The following is a 17,401-nucleotide window of genomic DNA, read 5'->3' as shown; positions in this document are numbered from 1 at the left end:
CGCTTTTTTACTGCGCAAAATTTGTCTCTGCCCCAGCTAACGAGTAGACTTCGTGCCCTTGTCTGAAATCGGAGAACAACTCATGAGCGAAACGGCCACCTGGCAGCCGAGCGCATCCATCCCTAATCTGTTAAAACGCGCTGCAATTATGGCGGAGATCCGCCGTTTCTTTGCCGACCGCGGAGTCCTGGAGGTGGAAACGCCGTGCATGAGTCAGGCAACGGTAACGGATATTCATCTGGTCCCGTTTGAAACCCGTTTTGTTGGCCCCGGCCACTCTCAGGGCATGAATTTGTATCTGATGACCAGCCCGGAATACCACATGAAACGCCTGCTGGCAGCGGGGTGTGGTCCGGTGTATCAGCTGTGCCGCAGTTTCCGTAATGAAGAGATGGGTCGTCATCACAACCCGGAATTCACCATGCTGGAGTGGTACCGCCCGCATTATGATATGTACCGCCTGATGAATGAGGTGGACGATCTGCTGCAGCAGGTCCTGGAATGCTCAGAAGCCGAAACGCTCTCCTATCAGCAGGCTTTCCAGCGCCATCTGGAAATCGATCCGCTGTCGGCGGACAAAGCCCAGCTGCGCGAAGTGGCGGCAAAACTGGATCTGAGCAACGTGGCGGATACCGAAGAGGATCGCGACACGCTGCTGCAGCTGCTGTTCACTTTTGGCGTTGAACCGCAGATTGGCAAAGATCGCCCGACGTTTGTCTATCACTTCCCGGCAAGCCAGGCGTCACTGGCGCAGATCAGTACCGAAGATCATCGTGTCGCAGAGCGTTTTGAGGTCTATTACAAAGGCATCGAGCTGGCGAACGGCTTCCACGAACTGACTGATGCCCGCGAGCAGCAGCAGCGCTTCGAGCAGGATAACCGCAAGCGCGCCGCGCGCGGTCTGCCGCAGCAGCCTATTGATGTTAATCTGCTTGAAGCATTGAAAGCAGGTCTGCCGGATTGCTCCGGCGTGGCGCTGGGCGTTGACCGTCTGGTGATGCTGGCCCTGGGTGCAGAGCAGCTTGGCGATGTGATTGCCTTTACGGTCGATCGCGCCTAATAAAATGCCGGGTGGCGCTGCGCTTACCCGGCCTACCATTCCTGTCAATTAACCTTTCCATTTCCGCACAACAACATTAAAAACTGCCACATTCTCTATACACAGGTCTTTTTCTTAATTTGCCCCGCATAGCCACAATATTTGTCTGGTCTTCTGCTACCATCCGCGCAGTTTAATTCCTCTTCGGATGGTTCTATGTCCCAGTCACTCAAAAAGATGACCCTCACCGGGCTCATTCTGATGATATTTACCTCAGTCTTTGGCTTTGCCAACAGCCCGTCAGCGTTCTATCTGATGGGCTACAGCGCGACGCCGTTTTATATCGTTTCTGCTCTGTTTTTCTTTATCCCGTTTGCGCTGATGATGGCGGAGATGGGCTCGGCTTACCGGAAAGAAGAGGGCGGGATCTACTCATGGATGAATAACAGCGTCGGGCCGCGCTATGCGTTTATCGGCACGTTTATGTGGTTTTCATCCTACGTCGTCTGGATGGTCAGTACGGCGGCCAAAGTTTGGGTGCCGTTCTCAACGTTTCTTTTCGGTGCCGATAAAACGCAGGTCTGGTCTTTAGCCGGGCTGAGCTCCACGCAGGTCGTCGGGATTCTGGCGGTAGGCTGGATGGTGCTGGTCACCCTGGTGGCGTCTAAAGGTATCAATAAAATTGCCCGGATTACCGCCGTGGGCGGGATCTCGGTTATGGGGTTGAATCTGGTACTGCTGCTGGCGAGCATCGCTATCCTGTGCCTGAACGGTGGTCATTTCGCGCAGGAGGTGAACTTTGCCTCCTCGCCAAATCCGAGCTACCAGTCCGGGCTCGCCATGCTCTCCTTCGTGGTGTTTGCTATCTTCGCTTACGGCGGTATTGAAGCCGTAGGCGGCCTGGTCGATAAGACGGAGAACCCGGAAAAGAACTTTGCGAAAGGCATTATTTTTGCCGCCATCGTCATTTCCATTGGCTATTCGCTGGCTATTTTCCTCTGGGGCGTCAGCACCAACTGGCAGCAGGTGCTGAGCAACAACACCACTAACCTTGGCAACATCACCTATGTGCTGATGAAAAGCCTGGGGATGACGCTGGGACAGGCGATGAACCTGAGTCCCGAGGCGGCATCGGTAATGGGTGTCTGGTTCGCGCGTATTACCGGCCTGTCGATGTTCCTGGCCTATACCGGTGCGTTCTTCACGCTGATCTACTCGCCGCTGAAAGCGATTATTCAGGGTACGCCAAAAGCGCTGTGGCCAGCACGTATGACCCAGCTGAATAGCGCAGGCATGCCTGCCAACGCCATGTGGATGCAGTGTCTGCTGGTGTGCGTGTTCATTCTGCTGGTGTCATTTGGCGGCGATACGGCATCTGCGTTTTACAACAAGCTGACCCTGATGGCGAACGTGTCGATGACGCTGCCGTACCTGTTCCTGACCCTGGCGTTCCCGTTCTTTAAGGCGAAGCAGGATCTTGAACGTCCGTTTGTGATTTTTAAAACCCGCGCGGCAACGCTGCTGGCGACCACGGTGGTGGTGCTGGTGGTGGCGTTTGCCAACATCTTCACCATTATTCGGCCGGTGATTGAGGCGAACGACTGGAACAGCGCGCTGTGGATGGTGGGCGGGCCTATTTTCTTCTCGCTGCTGGCGATGGGGATTTATGAGAATTACCGTCGACGCGCGATGGCGTACGTCGCAGAAGTGGCGTAGCGGGAATATTCCCCTCCCGAAAGGGAGGGGAGCAGCGTTACAAACTTCCCGCCGGGCGCTTACGCGTCGCTGACGTCAGCGTTCTTCCCGTTTTACGCCCGTCCAGGCTTTCCAGACGCATCTGGAACGGTGGGAACGGCATATCGATACCGTGCTCGCGGAAGCCTGCCAGAATCAGCTGGTGGATCTCATGGCGCAGCGGCATACGGTGTCCCATTTCGGCGGCGTAGATACGCAGCTCGAAAATCTGGATCCCCTGCTGTAAATCCACAAGGAAGACTTCCGGCGCCGGGTTGTCGATTACCAGCGAGCAGCGCTCAGCGGCGGTGTAGAGGATCTGGGTGACCTCTTCGCTGTTGGCGTCCGACGGTGCCGGTACCGTCAGCACCACACGGGTAACGGAGTCTGACAGCGACCAGTTGATGAACTGCTCGGTGATAAACGCCTTGTTTGGCACGATGATCTCTTTCCGATCCCAGTCGCTGATCGTCGTCGCACGGGTGTTGATCTTCGTGATGCTGCCGGTCAGATCGCGGATCGTGACGGTATCGCCAATGCGGATCGGTTTTTCGAACAGAATGATCAGGCCGGAGATGAAGTTGGCGAAGATCTCCTGTAAACCAAAACCTAACCCTACACCGAGCGCCGCCACCAGCCACTGCAGCTTCGACCACTCAATACCGATCATCGAGAAGCCAACCAGCCCGCCAAACAGCATGATCAGATATTTGGTGATGGTCGTAATCGCATAACCCGTCCCCGGGGTTAAATCCAGGTGCTGCAGCAGCGCCAGCTCCAGCAGCGCCGGGAAGTTGCGCACCAGCTGCGTGGTGATGATCAGCACCAGAATGGCAATCAGCACCGCCCCCAGGGTAATCGGCTCCAGGCTTTCAACACCCTGCACCGTGGACGTCACGTCCCAGAGAGAGATGTTCTCCAGGAAGCCAAACGCGGAGTGGATCTCTGACCACAGGAAGATCACCGAAAGGAGGGCAATCAGCATCAGGATGGAGCGAACCAGGCGCAGGGACTGGGTGCTGATGGCATCCAGATCCAGTTCGACCTCGTCCGCATCCGTTGTGCCTTCCGTACTGTTCACATGGTTTGGCTCTTCCTCACCCCGCGCACGCTGGGCGAGGATCTCCGCCCGACGATGCTTGGCTCGGTCAAAGGCCAGACGGCGGCGCTGGATCAGCATCCAGCGGCGGATCACGTGGTACACCACCAGAAGCAGGAACCAGATGGCTACCGAGGTTTCCAGCCTTGCCAGCAGCGCCTGCGCGGTTGCCAGATAGCCCACCGCGGCTGCCAGCATCGCAAACAGCGGCGCGCTAAGCAGCAGGTTCCAGAGCAGCCGGTTAAACATGTTTTCGCCGCTGCCGGATTTATCCAGATAGAGCGGAATACCCGCGCGTTTCAGGCTGAGCGTGACGATGGCCAGCGCCCCGCATATCAGCATAAAGCAGAGGCGGCCCAGCGAGCCTGAGAATTCCCGGTCGTTGAGATTATCGAACATGATCAGCGCCATAATCAGCGGCACAATCAACCCGATGCTCATCAGGTAGTAACGCATGGCGCGCGCCACACGGTTACGCGGCCAGCCAAAGTGGGTGATGAACAGTCCATTGGGGCGCGCGAAGGTGGCGCAAATCATGACCACCCACAGCAGCGGAACCGTGGCGGTGACGCCATCGCCAATCGCTACCGCGAGCGGATAGGGCCAGGCTTCCCGCAGGCCATACCCCAGCGTCATCCACAGCACCGGCAGCGGAGAGGCGACAAGAATCGACCAGAAGACGGTGCGCAGCGTCAGCCAGAAGTGATCCTGGGTGACTTTCCCGACCCTGGAGCTGGAACGCTCCAGGAAACGGGTGAAATGTCTGCGCGAGTAAATGCTGAAGCCCACCAGAATCAACGCTCCCAGCAGCGGGAAAATGGTCTCTTTGCTGGTGAACATCATCACGCTGGCCTGTCCCAGCTGGCTGAAGGTATCCAGTGAAATCAGGCGGCGCAGGTCCTGGACAATCTCAATCGGCCACGAGAAGGTCATCGGACGCACATCGGACGTCCAGAAGAGATAACGGTGCGTAGCCTCGTTCACCTCTTTCAGCGCATCTTCCAGCTGGCTGTTGGAGACTTTTAGCTTGGTCAGCTCCAGAATCAACGTATCCCCGCCCTGGAGCAGAGAGTTCAGCAGTTCACGCTGGGTACGCAGCTGGGCTTCAAGAATACGGTTTTGCTCGCTGGTCAGCGGCTGTCCGTCAGCCTGACGGATCTGGCGGATTTGCGGCTGCTTGTTGAGAAGATCTTCAAAGTGCAGGCGCTGAACGCGCAGCTGGGCCATCTCGGTATCCAGCTGCTGCGGCTTCGGCATCTCCGGCAGGCGCGCGACCTGGGCGCGCAACGCTTCGCCGAGAAGGTTTGATGACCCGAGCCACTGTGACTGTTCGCGCAGGGTGTTGAGCGCCTGACGCACCTGCAGGGTTTGATTGGTCGCCTGACGCTGCTGGGAGGCAACCAGATCCATACGCTGCGCCTGCTGGTTCAGCGCGGCAGAAAGTTCGCGGTTGACCCTGAATTGTTCGTTGATACCGGCAGGGAGGTTTTCGCTGTTTTCAGCGAGCAGTTCTGTACTTTCCAGCGCCCGTTCGGCTTCACGCTGGCGCTGGCTGTTCAGCTGATTACGCAGGGCCTGAAGGTAGGCATCAAGCTGCTCGCTCTGCTTTTGCGCCAGCTCGGCGCGCATGCGCGACAGCTCCTGACGGTTGTTGGCAGAAAGCTGCGCCAGCTCGAGTTCATCAACCAGCGCTTTAAGTCGGGCGGATTCAGCCTGAATCCCAAGATTTTGCGCCTGGCTTTGTGCTGAATTGCCAGACTGCGTGCCCACGCGGCGCTCCACCTCGTTTAGCTGGCGGCGGGCGTCGGTTTGCTGCTGCGGAAGCTGGCTGAGCGAGTCGGCGATTTCGCGCGCGCGCTCCTGTTCCTGCTGCGCCAGGCGGCTCTTTTCCAGAAGCTGGCTGCTGACCTGGAGGATTTCCTGGTTTAGCGCATCGGAGGTTAAGCCCGCAGGAACATCGCGCGGTTCGTCACGCAGATTATTGAGCTGCGCGCGCAGCGTCTGCGAGAGTTTGGGGAAGTTGTCGATAACCTGCTGATACTGCTGAGCGCGCTCAAGAGAGCCTTTCCGCTCCTCAAGCGCGTTCAGGGCAGCCTGGAGCGACTCGACGGTCTCTGGCTGAGCGGGTTTGGCCGCTTTTGCCTGCTCCAGTTCCTGGGTTATCTGTTTGGCGTCGGGGGCTGTCGCTGCGTACGCCCCCATGCTGAGGCACCAGGCCATCAGTAGAACGATAATCGGGCGCACGTCAGCGATCCTTCTGTTGTTAGCCTTCGTCTTTTTTGTCGTCAACCAGCGGGCTGGCGTCGTGCTCGGCGTTGATCTCTTCCTGTGGCAGCGGAGCAGGTTCTGCATCTGGCGTCACGAAGGTTTCGGTAGAGACCGCCAGCGGCTGGCCCAGTTTGGTGACCGACAGGCTTTCGAGCTGTTCAGCCAGCTTCACTTTGCCCGGCGCAAACAGGTTGATCACGGTGGAGCCCAGCTTGAAGCGACCCATCTCCTGACCTTTCAGCAGGGCCACAGAGCCTTCCGCTTCACCGGCAGGCCAGGTCCAGCGTTTGATCACGCCTTCACGCGGTGGGGTGATGGTGCCGGCCCAGACGGTTTCAATGCTGCCTACGATGGTTGCACCCACCAGAATCTGTGCCATAGGGCCAAATTCAGTATCGAACAGACAGATGACGCGTTCGTTACGGGCAAACAGGTTCGGCACGTTCTGCGCGGTCAGGTGGTTTACGGAGAACAGGTCGCCCGGGACGTAAATCATTTCACGCAGGATACCGTTACACGGCATATGCACGCGGTGATAGTCGCGCGGTGACAGATAGGTTGTGGCAAACGTACCGTTGCGGAACAGATCCGCCATCAGGTAGTTACCTGCCAGCAGCGCTTCCAGACTGTAGTTATGGCCCTTCGCCTGCAGGATTTTGTCGTCTTCGATGTTACCCAACTGGCTGATCACGCCGTCTGCTGGCATCACCAGGACGTTAGGGTCGGTGTTCAGCGGGCGCACTTCGTCACGCAGCGGGCGCACGAAGAACTCGTTGAAGGTGCGATAGCTGGCGGTGTCCGGCTTCTGCGCTTCTTTCATGTCGACCTTGTAATATTTTACGAAAAGGTCGATGACCAGTTTGGTCAGCCAGCCCGCGCGTTTGCTTGCGCCCCAGCCCGCCAGGCGAGTGAGCCACAGTTTTGGCAGAATGTATTGAAGCGAAAGTTTAAATGCGTTTAACAAGGTAGCCTCCAGGCCATTGTTTTGTCGTTCCTGATCCGGCGTTAAGCCGCCGGAACCTGAAAAAAGGGGACGATTTTAGCGATGCTTAGCTTAGTTGTCAGTTATCAGAATCAGAAAAGTTTTTACGCGTTTTTACGTCTTCCATGCTCTCAAGAATGCGGTGGTAATTCTCGAAGCGGGTTTCCGCGATCTCGCCTTTCTCAACCGCTTCACGGATAGCGCAGCCTGGGTCGTTATCGTGTTTACAGTCGCGGTATTTACAAGCGCCTAAATAATCATGGAATTCGACAAATCCGTTAAAGATTTGTTCCGGCTCAAGGTGCCACAAACCGAACTCACGCACCCCCGGGGAGTCAATCACGTCGCCGCCGTGCGGGAAATGATACAGACGCGAGGCGGTGGTGGTGTGCTGGCCCAGACCCGAGACGTTGGACACATCGTTAGTCAGGATCTCTTGCTGGAGGCCAAGCAGGTTGTTCAGCAGGCTCGATTTACCCACGCCGGACTGGCCCGCAAAGATGCTGATACGGTCGGTCAGCGCCTCTTCCAACGGCTTAAGGCCATCTTTGGTGTGGCTGGAGACCATCAGCACGCGATAGCCGATCTTACGGTAGATATCCATCTGCTCATTCACGAAGGCCATGCCGTCGTCATCCAGCAGATCGATTTTATTCAACACGATGATCGGTTCAACCTGCAGCGTTTCGCAGGCGACAAGGTATCGGTCGATAATGTTGAGTGAAAGCTCAGGTAAAATCGCCGAAACAATGACGATCTGGTTAATGTTGGCGGCAATCGGTTTTACGCCATCGTAAAAGTCCGGTCGGGTGAGCACCGACGTGCGTTCATGCACGGCTTCAACGATGCCCTTAACCGTGACACCTTCAGCGGCCTCTTTACCCGGACGCCAGACCACGCGATCGCCGGTAACCAGTGAACGGATGGTGCGACGGATATTGCAACGGTGAATGTCACCGTCGGCGGATTCGACATCGGCATGCATACCGAAACGGCTGATGACTACGCCTTCTGTCGCTTCACCAAACAGGTTGTCGTCATAATCCGGCTTCTCCGAAGTGGTTTTAAGACGGCGCTGGTGGTTGGCGTTTACGCGGCGCTGCTGCCCTTTGGAGAGTTTATTTTTACTCAATCGCGCTGGCTCCTGGTCGCCCGTAAGGGGCAAAACCTCTATGATACACTCTAATTAATACTAGTTAACCTGCTACTGCCGGTTATGCGAGAAGGGTGGAAAATAACATGAGCGCGGATGAAAACAACCTGATTTGGATCGATCTCGAAATGACCGGGCTGGATCCCGAGCGCGATCGCATCATTGAAATTGCTACTCTGGTGACGGACGCCAACCTGAATATCCTGGCTGAAGGGCCAACGATTGCGGTGCATCAGTCCGACGATCAGCTGGCTTTGATGGATGAATGGAACGTGCGTACCCACACCGGCAGTGGCCTGGTGGAGCGCGTGAAGGCGAGCACGTTCGGCGACCGTGAGGCGGAGCTGGCGACGCTTGAGTTCCTGAAACAGTGGGTTCCGGCAGGCAAATCGCCAATCTGTGGGAATAGCATCGGCCAGGATCGCCGTTTCCTGTTTAAGTACATGCCGGAGCTGGAGTCTTACTTCCACTATCGCTATCTGGATGTCAGCACCCTGAAAGAGTTGGCGCGTCGCTGGAAGCCTGAAATCCTCGACGGCTTTAAAAAGCAGGGGACCCACCAGGCGATGGACGATATCCGTGAGTCCGTGGCGGAGCTTTCCTACTACCGCGAAAACTTTATTAAGCTGTGATTTTGAGATCCGGCGCCTTGCGTGGCCGGGTTTTTGTCGTTAAATTGTTCAGCTTGCCGATTTAATAAGCATTTGAACTTAATTTCGAAAAAATCGCTTTAAGGGGGGTTGCAGCTAAAAGGATTTCTCGTATAATGCGCCTCCCGTAACGACAGAGAATTACACGTTACGACAGCAACAAAAGCAGTACAGATTTGCGGGAATAGCTCAGTTGGTAGAGCACGACCTTGCCAAGGTCGGGGTCGCGAGTTCGAGTCTCGTTTCCCGCTCCAAAATTTGAAAGTATCTCCGGATACGCCCAGCACCAGAACACCCAAGCGGGAATAGCTCAGTTGGTAGAGCACGACCTTGCCAAGGTCGGGGTCGCGAGTTCGAGTCTCGTTTCCCGCTCCAAAATTTGAAAGTGCTTCTAAAGCACGGACCACCCAAGCGGGAATAGCTCAGTTGGTAGAGCACGACCTTGCCAAGGTCGGGGTCGCGAGTTCGAGTCTCGTTTCCCGCTCCAAATTCTTCTTAATCTCTAAAGTATCCACAGCGAAGAAACTCGTTGGGGACGTTTTCTATTGTCTCTGAAATACTCTTGTGAACAGAGTTATCCACAGAAACCGCGCTTACCCTGAACAGGGTTAAAACTTAGCAGGGTGAATAGTATCCATATAAATTGCTGTATTTAATGGATAAATTTTCATTTCAAAATGTTAGTGAGATCACTTGACCTCTTCTCTAGCCCAGATGGCGCTTGAGTTTGTAATTTTATTCACAGGCTGTGAATAGTTCAGGCATCCCGCGTAAGCCCTTTTTCAATCACCCTCACCAGACGCTGTTTCTTCGGTAGCTGCACCTCGATCGCACTGGCATTACGCTTCTCAATTTGCTGCGCAATCGCCCATTCTATGTGTTCATCAAGAAGTGGGTGCTCACCTCTACGGCTTTCAAGCGCCCGCACGTTCGCTTCATCCCACGGGGCATTACCCAGCGCGACGGCAACATTACGCAGCCAGCGCAGATGACCGATACGGCGAATGGCCGAACCTTCCGTCACCTTCAGGAACCAGGCTTCGGTCCAGGCGAACAGCTCAATGAGCTGCGGCGCATGCAGCGCCTTACGCGGGCTGAAATCCTCTTCGTCCGTGAGCTGCGAATAGCGGTTCCACGGGCAGATCAGCTGGCAGTCGTCGCAGCCGTAGATGCGGTTGCCGATAAGCGGTCGAAACTCTTCGGGAATGGCCCCTTCCAGTTCGATAGTGAGGTAGGAGATGCAGCGGCGCGCATCAACGGTGTAAGGCTCTACGATGGCACCCGTCGGGCAGATGGTCATGCAGGCCACGCAGCGGCCACAGCCTTCCTCTACCGGACCGTCTACCGGCAGCGGTAAATCAATCAGCAGTTCACCCAGGAAAAAGAACGATCCGGCGTCGCGGCTGAGGATAAGTGAGTGCTTACCTGTCCATCCAAGCCCGGCTTTTTCGGCGATCGGGCGCTCAAGAATAGGCGCAGAATCGACAAAGGGTCTAAAATTCAGCGAAACACAGTGCTGCTGAATAGTTTCCCCGAGTTTTTTTAAACGGTTACGCAAAAGCTTATGGTAATCACGTCCCAGGGCGTACCGGCTGACGTAACCTAAAGAGGGATTTTTTAGCGTGCGCGCAAAGGCCGCGTTGGCGGGCAGGTAGTTCATGCGCACGCTGATGACGCGTAATGTGCCCGGCAAAAGCTCGTGAGGACGCGCGCGCATCATGCCATGACGCGCCATCCATTCCATTTCGCCGTGGTATTGTTTGTCCAGCCAGGCCTGCAGTTTCGGCTCGCTGGCGGAAAGGTCGGTATCGGTAATGCCCACCTTCTGGAAGCCAAGCTCAGCACCCCACTGTTTTATTTTTTGCGCTAATTCATTGAGATCGAGGGGCTGTGACATGACGGACCATACGGTGAAGAAAAACCCCGCAAGTATACCACATTCCATCTGGCATGCGGATGACCTCCGGCGCGCCGAAAAAGAGGCCGCAGACAGCCTCGGAATTACCCTCTATGAACTGATGCTGCGCGCGGGTGAGGCGGCGTTTAACGTTGCCCGCAGCGCGTACCCGCAGGCCGCCCACTGGCTGATTCTGTGCGGTCACGGCAATAACGGCGGCGACGGCTACGTCGTCGCCCGTTTGGCGGTTGCGGCGGGTATCCGCGTGACGTTGCTGGCCCTGGAGAGCGATAAACCGCTGCCGGAAGAGGCCGACGCGGCGCGGGAGGCGTGGCTTAACGCGGGCGGTGTGATTCATGCGCCTGATATCGTCTGGCCGGAAGAGGTGGATCTGATTGTTGATGGTCTGCTGGGTACCGGGCTACGCAGTGTGCCTCGTGAGAACATTGCCGCGCTTATTGAACACGCTAACAGACATTCCGCGCCGGTAGTCGCCCTGGATATTCCCTCTGGCCTGATTGCACAAACCGGCGCGACGCCGGGGGCGGTCATTCATGCTGCCCATACGGTGACCTTCATCGCCCTCAAGCCAGGGCTACTGACCGGTAAAGCGCGAGACGTCGTTGGCGTGCTGCACCACAATGCGCTGGGGCTGGAGAGCTGGCTGGCCGGGCAGGAAATGCGCATCGCGCGTTTTGATGCGTCGCATCTTGCTGCATGGCTTCCGCCGCGCCGGCCGACGTCCCATAAGGGCGATCACGGCAGGCTGGTGATTATTGGCGGCGACCATGGTACGGCAGGTGCGATTCGCATGACCGGCGAAGCGGCTCTGCGCAGCGGTGCCGGATTAGTGCGAGTACTCACTCGCATCGAGAATATTGCGCCGATCGTTACAGCCCGACCGGAGCTGATGGTGCACGAGCTTACGCCCCAGGCGCTTGAAGAGAGCCTTGAATGGGCGGATGTGGTGGTAATTGGCCCGGGTCTTGGGCAGCAGGCATGGGGTAAACAGGCCCTGCAAAAGGTCGAGAATTTTCGTAAACCGATGCTGTGGGATGCCGACGCGCTTAACCTTCTGGCAATAAACCCGGATAAGCGTCACAATCGCATTCTGACGCCACACCCCGGCGAAGCCGCGCGCCTGCTTAACTGCAGCGTGGCAGAAATTGAAAGCGATCGCTTACTTTCTGCTCAGCGTCTGGTAAAACGTTACGGAGGTGTTGCTGTTTTGAAAGGGGCAGGAACCGTTGTCGCCAGTGACGAGACGCAGGGCATTATTGATGCTGGAAATGCGGGCATGGCAAGCGGCGGCATGGGCGATGTGCTTTCCGGCATCATTGGCGCATTGCTTGGACAGAAACTTCCCCTTTATGATGCAGCCTGTGCGGGCTGCGTGGCCCACGGTGTCGCGGCGGATAAACTCGCCGCGCGCTACGGTACACGCGGTATGCTGGCCACCGATCTTTTTTGCACGCTGCGGCGTGTTGTTAACCCGGATGTGATTGACGTAGAAAATGACTAATCGAGCGATTCCTTTACCTGATGAACAAGCCACTTTAGACCTCGGCAAGCGCGTGGCGCAGGCCTGTCAGGGGGCAACCGTCATTTATCTGTATGGTGATTTAGGTGCGGGTAAAACCACCTTCAGCCGGGGTTTTTTGCAGGCGTTAGGGCATAACGGGAATGTGAAAAGCCCAACCTACACGCTGGTCGAACCGTACACCCTTGAAAATCTCATGGTGTACCACTTTGATTTATACCGCCTTGCGGATCCTGAGGAGCTGGAATTTATGGGGATCCGTGATTATTTTGCCAACGACGCCATTTGCCTGGTGGAGTGGCCGCAACAAGGTGCGGGTGTGCTGCCTGACCCGGATGTCGAAATTCACTTAGATTACCAGGCACAAGGGCGTGAGGCACGCATCAGTGCTGTTTCCTCATCAGGCAGTTCCTTACTGGCGCGACTGGCCGGTTAAGCGTAGGGATGACGGGATGATAAATCGCGTTAAAGGTTGGTTGTTGGCTGCCACCGTGCTGCTGTGCGCGCAGGCCGGGGCGGCAAACCTCTCAGATATTCAGGTATCAAACGGCGAAAGCCAGGCCCGTATCACGTTCAGCTTTATGGGCGATCCTGAATATGCGTTTTCACAGCCAGACAGCCACAGCGTGGCGCTGGATATTAAGCAGACTGGCGTGATCCAGGGGCTACCGCTGCGGTTCAGCGGTAACAACCTGGTGAAAAGTATCCGTTCGGGAACGCCGCAGGATAGCCAGTCGTTACGCCTGGTGGTCGATCTGACCGAAAAGGGCAAAACGAAGGCGGTGAAGCAGCAAAACGGGGCGAACTATACGGTGGTCTTTACCATCAATGCCGACGCACCGCCACCGCCTCCACCGCCGCCGGTCGTAGCGAAGCGCGTGGAAGAACCGGTATATACGCCGCGTCCTTCTGAACCTGCGCGTAATCCGTTTAAATCGCAGAACGACCGCATTACTGCGGCAACCAGCAGCAATACGGTGACGCGTCCGGCGGCCAGCGCGCGACGCGCGACGGTCAGCGGTGACAAAGTGATTATCGCCATTGATGCGGGCCACGGCGGGGAAGATCCGGGGGCGATTGGCCCTGGCGGCACGCGAGAAAAAAACGTGACTATCGCTATCGCACGTAAGCTGCGTTCGCTACTCAATGACGACCCTATGTTTAAAGGCGTGTTGACCCGCGACGGGGATTACTTTATCTCCGTAATGGGACGCTCGGATGTGGCGCGTAAGCAAAACGCGAACTTCCTGGTCTCCATTCATGCGGACGCCGCACCGAATCGTAGCGCCACCGGCGCCTCGGTTTGGGTGCTGTCGAACCGTCGCGCTAACAGCGAAATGGCCAACTGGCTGGAAGAGCATGAGAAGCAGTCTGAACTGTTAGGCGGCGCGGGCGACGTGCTGGCGAACAGCCAGTCCGATCCGTACCTCAGCCAGGCGGTGCTGGATTTACAGTTCGGTCATTCTCAGCGCGTCGGGTATGATGTCGCCACTAACGTATTGAACCAGCTGCAAAGCGTTGGCGTGCTGCATAAGCGTCGTCCGGAACATGCCAGCCTCGGCGTTCTGCGCTCGCCGGATATCCCGTCCATCCTTGTAGAGACGGGCTTTATCAGTAACAACGGTGAAGAGCGTCTGTTGGGAAGCGACAGCTACCAGCAGCAAATTGCCGAAGCGATTTATAACGGTCTGCGTAAATATTTTGATGCCCATCCGCTGCAGTCCGCGCCGCAGAGCGGCGCTGCCCAGACGGCCAGTGCAGCGCTACCGGGTGAGATGACCGCGACCAACTAAGGAGAATTCATGCCGATTCAGGTTCTACCGCCGCAGCTCGCGAACCAAATCGCCGCCGGTGAGGTGGTGGAACGCCCTGCGTCGGTGGTGAAGGAGCTGGTGGAAAACAGCCTCGATGCGGGCGCAACCCGCATCGATATTGATATCGAACGCGGTGGCGCGAAGCTTATCCGCATTCGCGACAACGGCTGTGGCATCAAAAAAGACGAGCTGGCGCTGGCGCTGGCCCGTCACGCCACCAGTAAAATAGCCTCTCTGGATGACCTGGAAGCGATTATTAGCCTTGGTTTTCGCGGTGAAGCGCTGGCCAGTATCAGCTCGGTTTCGCGCTTAACGCTGACCTCCCGTACCGCTGAACAGCAGGAAGCCTGGCAGGCTTACGCCGAAGGGCGCGATATGGATGTGACGGTTAAACCCGCAGCGCACCCTGTTGGCACGACGCTGGAAGTCCTGGATCTGTTCTACAACACCCCCGCCCGACGCAAGTTTATGCGTACCGAGAAGACCGAGTTCGGCCATATCGACGAGATCATTCGCCGTATCGCGCTGGCCCGCTTCGATGTCACCATCAACCTCAGCCACAACGGCAAGGTGATGCGCCAGTATCGCGCGGTGGCAGAAGGGGGACAGAAAGAGCGCCGTTTGGGGGCGATCTGCGGTACGCCGTTTCTGGAACAGGCGCTGGCCATTGAGTGGCAGCACGGCGATCTGGCTTTACGCGGCTGGGTTGCCGATCCAAACGCGAGCAGTGCTGCGTTTGCGGAGATCCAGTATTGCTACGTAAACGGCCGCATGATGCGCGATCGTCTCATCAATCACGCGATTCGCCAGGCCTGCGAAGACAAACTCGGGGCCGATCAGCAGCCTGCTTTCGTCCTTTATCTGGAAATCGACCCCCATCAGGTGGATGTGAACGTCCATCCCGCCAAGCATGAGGTGCGGTTCCACCAGTCGCGTCTGGTTCACGACTTTATTTATCAGGGCGTGGCCACCGTGTTGCAGCAGCAGGCAGAGCCAACGCTGCCGCTGGAGAACGACGCCCCTGCACCGCGTCCGCTGCCAGAAAACCGTGTCGCGGCAGGCCGCAACCATTTTGCGGAGCCTGCCGTCGCGCGTGAACCGGAAGCCCCGCGTTTCTCCCCGGCAGGGAGCGCACCGCGTCCAACGGGCGCGAACTACCCGAATGCCCAGCCTGGCTATCAGAAGCAGCAGGGCGCGCTGTACCGCAAGCTGCTGGAAACGCCAGCCGTGGAGCGTAAAGAGCACATTCAGGCCGCTCAGCCTTCTCTGGACGGCCATAGCCAGAGTTTTGGCCGGGTGCTGACGATTATTGCGCCGGATATGGCACTGCTTGAGCGTGACGGCAAATTGATGCTTCTGGCACTGCCGGTCGCCGAACGCTGGCTCAAGCAGGTGCAGCTCACGCCAGGTGAAAATGCAGCCTGCGCGCAGCCGTTGTTAATTCCGGTTCGCCTGAAAATATCCCCTGAGGAAACAAGGGTATTGCAGCGCGCCGAGCCGCAGCTGGCGCAAATGGGTATTGAAACTGTGCTCGAACCACAACATGTGACAATTCGTGCAGTGCCTTTACCCTTACGCCAACAAAATTTACAAAACTTGATTCCTGAACTGATAGGCTACCTGGCGCAGCAAACATCGTTTGATGCCGCCAACACCGCGCAGTGGATCGCCCGCCATCTGGCAAGCGAACACGCGCCGTGGAGTATGGCACAGGCCATTAGCGTGTTGGCGGAGGTGGAACGCCTCTGTCCGCATCTGGTGAAAACGCCGCCGGGTGGGTTATTACAACCTGTTGATTTACAAACGGCGATGAACGCCCTGAAACATGATTGACGCAAGTAAGGCGAGCCTGCCTAAGGCAATTTTTTTAATGGGCCCAACGGCCTCCGGCAAAACGGCGCTAGCCATTGAGTTGCGTAAAGTTTTGCCTGTAGAGTTGATTAGCGTCGACTCCGCCCTCATCTACCGAGGGATGGACATCGGCACGGCGAAGCCTGACGCAGAAGAGCTGCGTGCGGCACCGCACCGTTTGCTGGATATTCTCGACCCGGCTCAGGCGTACTCCGCAGCGGATTTCCGCCGGGATGCCTTAGCCGAGATGGCCGAGATAACGGCGGCGGGACGTATACCGCTGTTGGTTGGCGGAACTATGCTCTATTTCAAGGCGTTGCTGGAGGGGTTGTCACCTCTGCCATCCGCGGATCCGGAAGTAAGAGCGAAAATTGAGCAGCAGGCGGCAGAGCAGGGTTGGGACGTTTTGCATCAGCAACTGGCGGAGATTGACCCGGTTGCGGCAGCACGGATCCATCCAAATGATCCGCAAAGGCTTTCCCGGGCACTGGAAGTTTTTTTCATTTCGGGTAAAACTTTAACGGAACTGACGCAAACGTCAGGAGAGGCTCTGCCGTATCAGGTGCATCAGTTCGCCATCGCCCCGGCGAGCCGTGAACTGCTCCATCAGCGAATTGAGCAGCGTTTTCATCAGATGTTAGCTTCAGATTTTGAAGCAGAAGTGCGGGCGCTATTTGCCCGTGGAGATTTGCATACGGACATGCCTTCCATTCGTTGTGTGGGATACCGCCAGATGTGGTCGTATCTTGAAGGTGAGATTTCATACGATGAAATGGTTTATAGAGGTGTTTGCGCCACGAGACAGTTAGCGAAGCGCCAGATCACCTGGTTGCGCGGTTGGGACGGCGTTCACTGGTTAGACAGTGAAAAACCACAACAGGCGTTAAACGAAGTGATTGAGGTTGTTGGTGATATCGCTCACTGAATGTGTACAATTGAGACGTATCGTGCGCAATTTTTCAGAATCGCAAGGTTCTAAGTACAAAACAAGCATATAAGGAAAAGATAGAATGGCTAAGGGGCAATCTTTACAAGATCCGTTCCTGAACGCATTGCGTCGGGAACGTGTTCCAGTTTCTATTTATTTGGTGAATGGTATTAAGCTGCAAGGTCAGATTGAGTCTTTCGATCAGTTTGTGATTCTGTTGAAAAACACGGTCAGTCAGATGGTCTACAAGCACGCTATTTCTACTGTTGTTCCGTCCCGTCCGGTATCTCATCACAGCAATAACGCTGGCGGCGGCACTGGTAGTAACTACCATCATGGCAGCAGCGCGCAGGGTTCTTCAACGCCGGCGCAGGACAGCGACGAAACCGAATAAGGTTTCGCACTGTTATCCACACGGGGAGCCAGGGATCCTGCGTTCCCCGCTG

Annotated in this window: 13 protein-coding genes and 3 tRNA genes; 12 read left to right on the top strand and 4 right to left on the bottom strand. The window is 56.6% G+C overall.

The genetic code is table 11. The annotated features are described in order from the left end of the window. The first annotated feature begins 82 nt into the window (after positions 1 to 82). Together epmA and yjeM are read left to right on the top strand one after the other, a co-directional pair. Positions 83 to 1,060, top strand: coding sequence for an elongation factor P--(R)-beta-lysine ligase (gene epmA / locus KIF87_RS13995; protein WP_023334238.1), 978 nt, complete (start codon positions 83 to 85; stop codon positions 1,058 to 1,060). A 195-nt stretch (positions 1,061 to 1,255) separates the two neighbouring features. After that, positions 1,256 to 2,755: a glutamate/gamma-aminobutyrate family transporter YjeM gene (gene yjeM / locus KIF87_RS13990; protein ID WP_213329046.1), complete on the top strand. Its 1,500-nt coding sequence runs from the start codon at positions 1,256 to 1,258 to the stop codon at positions 2,753 to 2,755. 37 nt (positions 2,756 to 2,792) lie between these two features. Here the strand turns inward: yjeM and mscM are convergent, their stop codons facing one another. The 3 genes from mscM to rsgA form a co-directional block, all read right to left on the bottom strand. Then, complete coding sequence (mscM, locus tag KIF87_RS13985; protein WP_213329045.1) at positions 2,793 to 6,116, bottom strand: miniconductance mechanosensitive channel MscM; 3,324 nt, start codon at positions 6,114 to 6,116, stop codon at positions 2,793 to 2,795. A gap of 19 nt (positions 6,117 to 6,135) precedes the next feature. After that, complete coding sequence (gene asd, locus KIF87_RS13980; protein ID WP_033144458.1) at positions 6,136 to 7,104, bottom strand: archaetidylserine decarboxylase; 969 nt, start codon at positions 7,102 to 7,104, stop codon at positions 6,136 to 6,138. A 97-nt stretch (positions 7,105 to 7,201) separates the two neighbouring features. Next, entirely contained in the window at positions 7,202 to 8,254 is a 1,053-nt protein-coding gene (rsgA, locus tag KIF87_RS13975; RefSeq protein ID WP_023334242.1) for a small ribosomal subunit biogenesis GTPase RsgA, read from the bottom strand. A 107-nt stretch (positions 8,255 to 8,361) separates the two neighbouring features. Between rsgA and orn the strand changes: the two genes are divergently transcribed. From orn to KIF87_RS13955, 4 genes are all read left to right on the top strand, one after another. Beyond that, on the top strand, positions 8,362 to 8,907 hold the full coding sequence (orn, locus tag KIF87_RS13970) for an oligoribonuclease (protein WP_023310130.1): 546 nt from the start codon (positions 8,362 to 8,364) through the stop codon (positions 8,905 to 8,907). Between the two features lie 196 nt (positions 8,908 to 9,103). Then, a tRNA-Gly gene (locus tag KIF87_RS13965) sits at positions 9,104 to 9,179 on the top strand. A 45-nt stretch (positions 9,180 to 9,224) separates the two neighbouring features. Continuing rightward, a tRNA-Gly gene (locus tag KIF87_RS13960) sits at positions 9,225 to 9,300 on the top strand. Between the two features lie 36 nt (positions 9,301 to 9,336). Further along, a tRNA-Gly gene (locus KIF87_RS13955) sits at positions 9,337 to 9,412 on the top strand. Positions 9,413 to 9,682: 270 nt separating this feature from the next. Here KIF87_RS13955 and queG read toward each other — a convergent pair. Continuing rightward, positions 9,683 to 10,822, bottom strand: a complete 1,140-nt coding sequence (queG, locus tag KIF87_RS13950) for a tRNA epoxyqueuosine(34) reductase QueG (RefSeq protein WP_121424842.1) — start codon at positions 10,820 to 10,822, stop codon at positions 9,683 to 9,685. On the opposite strand from queG, the gene nnr reads away from it, so the two are divergent. From nnr to hfq, 6 genes are all read left to right on the top strand, one after another. After that, entirely contained in the window at positions 10,821 to 12,344 is a 1,524-nt protein-coding gene (nnr, locus tag KIF87_RS13945) for a bifunctional ADP-dependent NAD(P)H-hydrate dehydratase/NAD(P)H-hydrate epimerase (protein ID WP_213329044.1), read from the top strand. The genes queG and nnr overlap by 2 nt on opposite strands. Continuing rightward, positions 12,337 to 12,798, top strand: a complete 462-nt coding sequence (gene tsaE, locus KIF87_RS13940) for a tRNA (adenosine(37)-N6)-threonylcarbamoyltransferase complex ATPase subunit type 1 TsaE (protein WP_008502923.1) — start codon at positions 12,337 to 12,339, stop codon at positions 12,796 to 12,798. The genes nnr and tsaE overlap by 8 nt, the downstream gene beginning before the upstream one ends. Positions 12,799 to 12,814: 16 nt before the next feature. Then, the gene (amiB, locus tag KIF87_RS13935; protein ID WP_159515371.1) at positions 12,815 to 14,155 is read left to right on the top strand and encodes an N-acetylmuramoyl-L-alanine amidase AmiB; all 1,341 of its coding nucleotides are present in this window, start codon (positions 12,815 to 12,817) and stop codon (positions 14,153 to 14,155) included. A gap of 9 nt (positions 14,156 to 14,164) precedes the next feature. Beyond that, entirely contained in the window at positions 14,165 to 16,009 is a 1,845-nt protein-coding gene (mutL, locus tag KIF87_RS13930; protein ID WP_213329043.1) for a DNA mismatch repair endonuclease MutL, read from the top strand. Further along, the gene (miaA, locus tag KIF87_RS13925; protein WP_213329042.1) at positions 16,002 to 16,952 is read left to right on the top strand and encodes a tRNA (adenosine(37)-N6)-dimethylallyltransferase MiaA; all 951 of its coding nucleotides are present in this window, start codon (positions 16,002 to 16,004) and stop codon (positions 16,950 to 16,952) included. Before mutL ends, miaA begins: the two co-directional genes overlap by 8 nt. A gap of 85 nt (positions 16,953 to 17,037) precedes the next feature. Continuing rightward, positions 17,038 to 17,349, top strand: coding sequence for an RNA chaperone Hfq (gene hfq / locus KIF87_RS13920; RefSeq protein WP_023334248.1), 312 nt, complete (start codon positions 17,038 to 17,040; stop codon positions 17,347 to 17,349). The last annotated feature ends 52 nt before the right edge of the window (positions 17,350 to 17,401 follow it).

Origin of the sequence: Enterobacter sp. 120016, assembly GCF_018383635.1 — a bacterium.
In the GTDB taxonomy this organism is placed as follows: Bacteria; Pseudomonadota; Gammaproteobacteria; order Enterobacterales; family Enterobacteriaceae; genus Enterobacter; species Enterobacter asburiae_D.
This window is presented reverse-complemented; position numbering and strand designations above follow the sequence as displayed.

Bases quoted from the DNA above. Each gene is read 5' to 3' on its own strand.
- queG (WP_121424842.1), bottom strand. From the start codon at position 10,822: ATGTCACAGCCCCTCGATCTCAATGAATTAGCGCAAAAAATAAAACAG.
- hfq (WP_023334248.1), top strand. From the start codon at position 17,038: ATGGCTAAGGGGCAATCTTTACAAGATCCGTTCCTGAACGCATTGCGT.
- miaA (WP_213329042.1), top strand. From the start codon at position 16,002: ATGATTGACGCAAGTAAGGCGAGCCTGCCTAAGGCAATTTTTTTAATG.
- epmA (WP_023334238.1), top strand. From the start codon at position 83: ATGAGCGAAACGGCCACCTGGCAGCCGAGCGCATCCATCCCTAATCTG.
- yjeM (WP_213329046.1), top strand. From the start codon at position 1,256: ATGTCCCAGTCACTCAAAAAGATGACCCTCACCGGGCTCATTCTGATG.
- orn (WP_023310130.1), top strand. From the start codon at position 8,362: ATGAGCGCGGATGAAAACAACCTGATTTGGATCGATCTCGAAATGACC.
- amiB (WP_159515371.1), top strand. From the start codon at position 12,815: ATGATAAATCGCGTTAAAGGTTGGTTGTTGGCTGCCACCGTGCTGCTG.
- nnr (WP_213329044.1), top strand. From the start codon at position 10,821: ATGACGGACCATACGGTGAAGAAAAACCCCGCAAGTATACCACATTCC.
- tsaE (WP_008502923.1), top strand. From the start codon at position 12,337: ATGACTAATCGAGCGATTCCTTTACCTGATGAACAAGCCACTTTAGAC.
- mutL (WP_213329043.1), top strand. From the start codon at position 14,165: ATGCCGATTCAGGTTCTACCGCCGCAGCTCGCGAACCAAATCGCCGCC.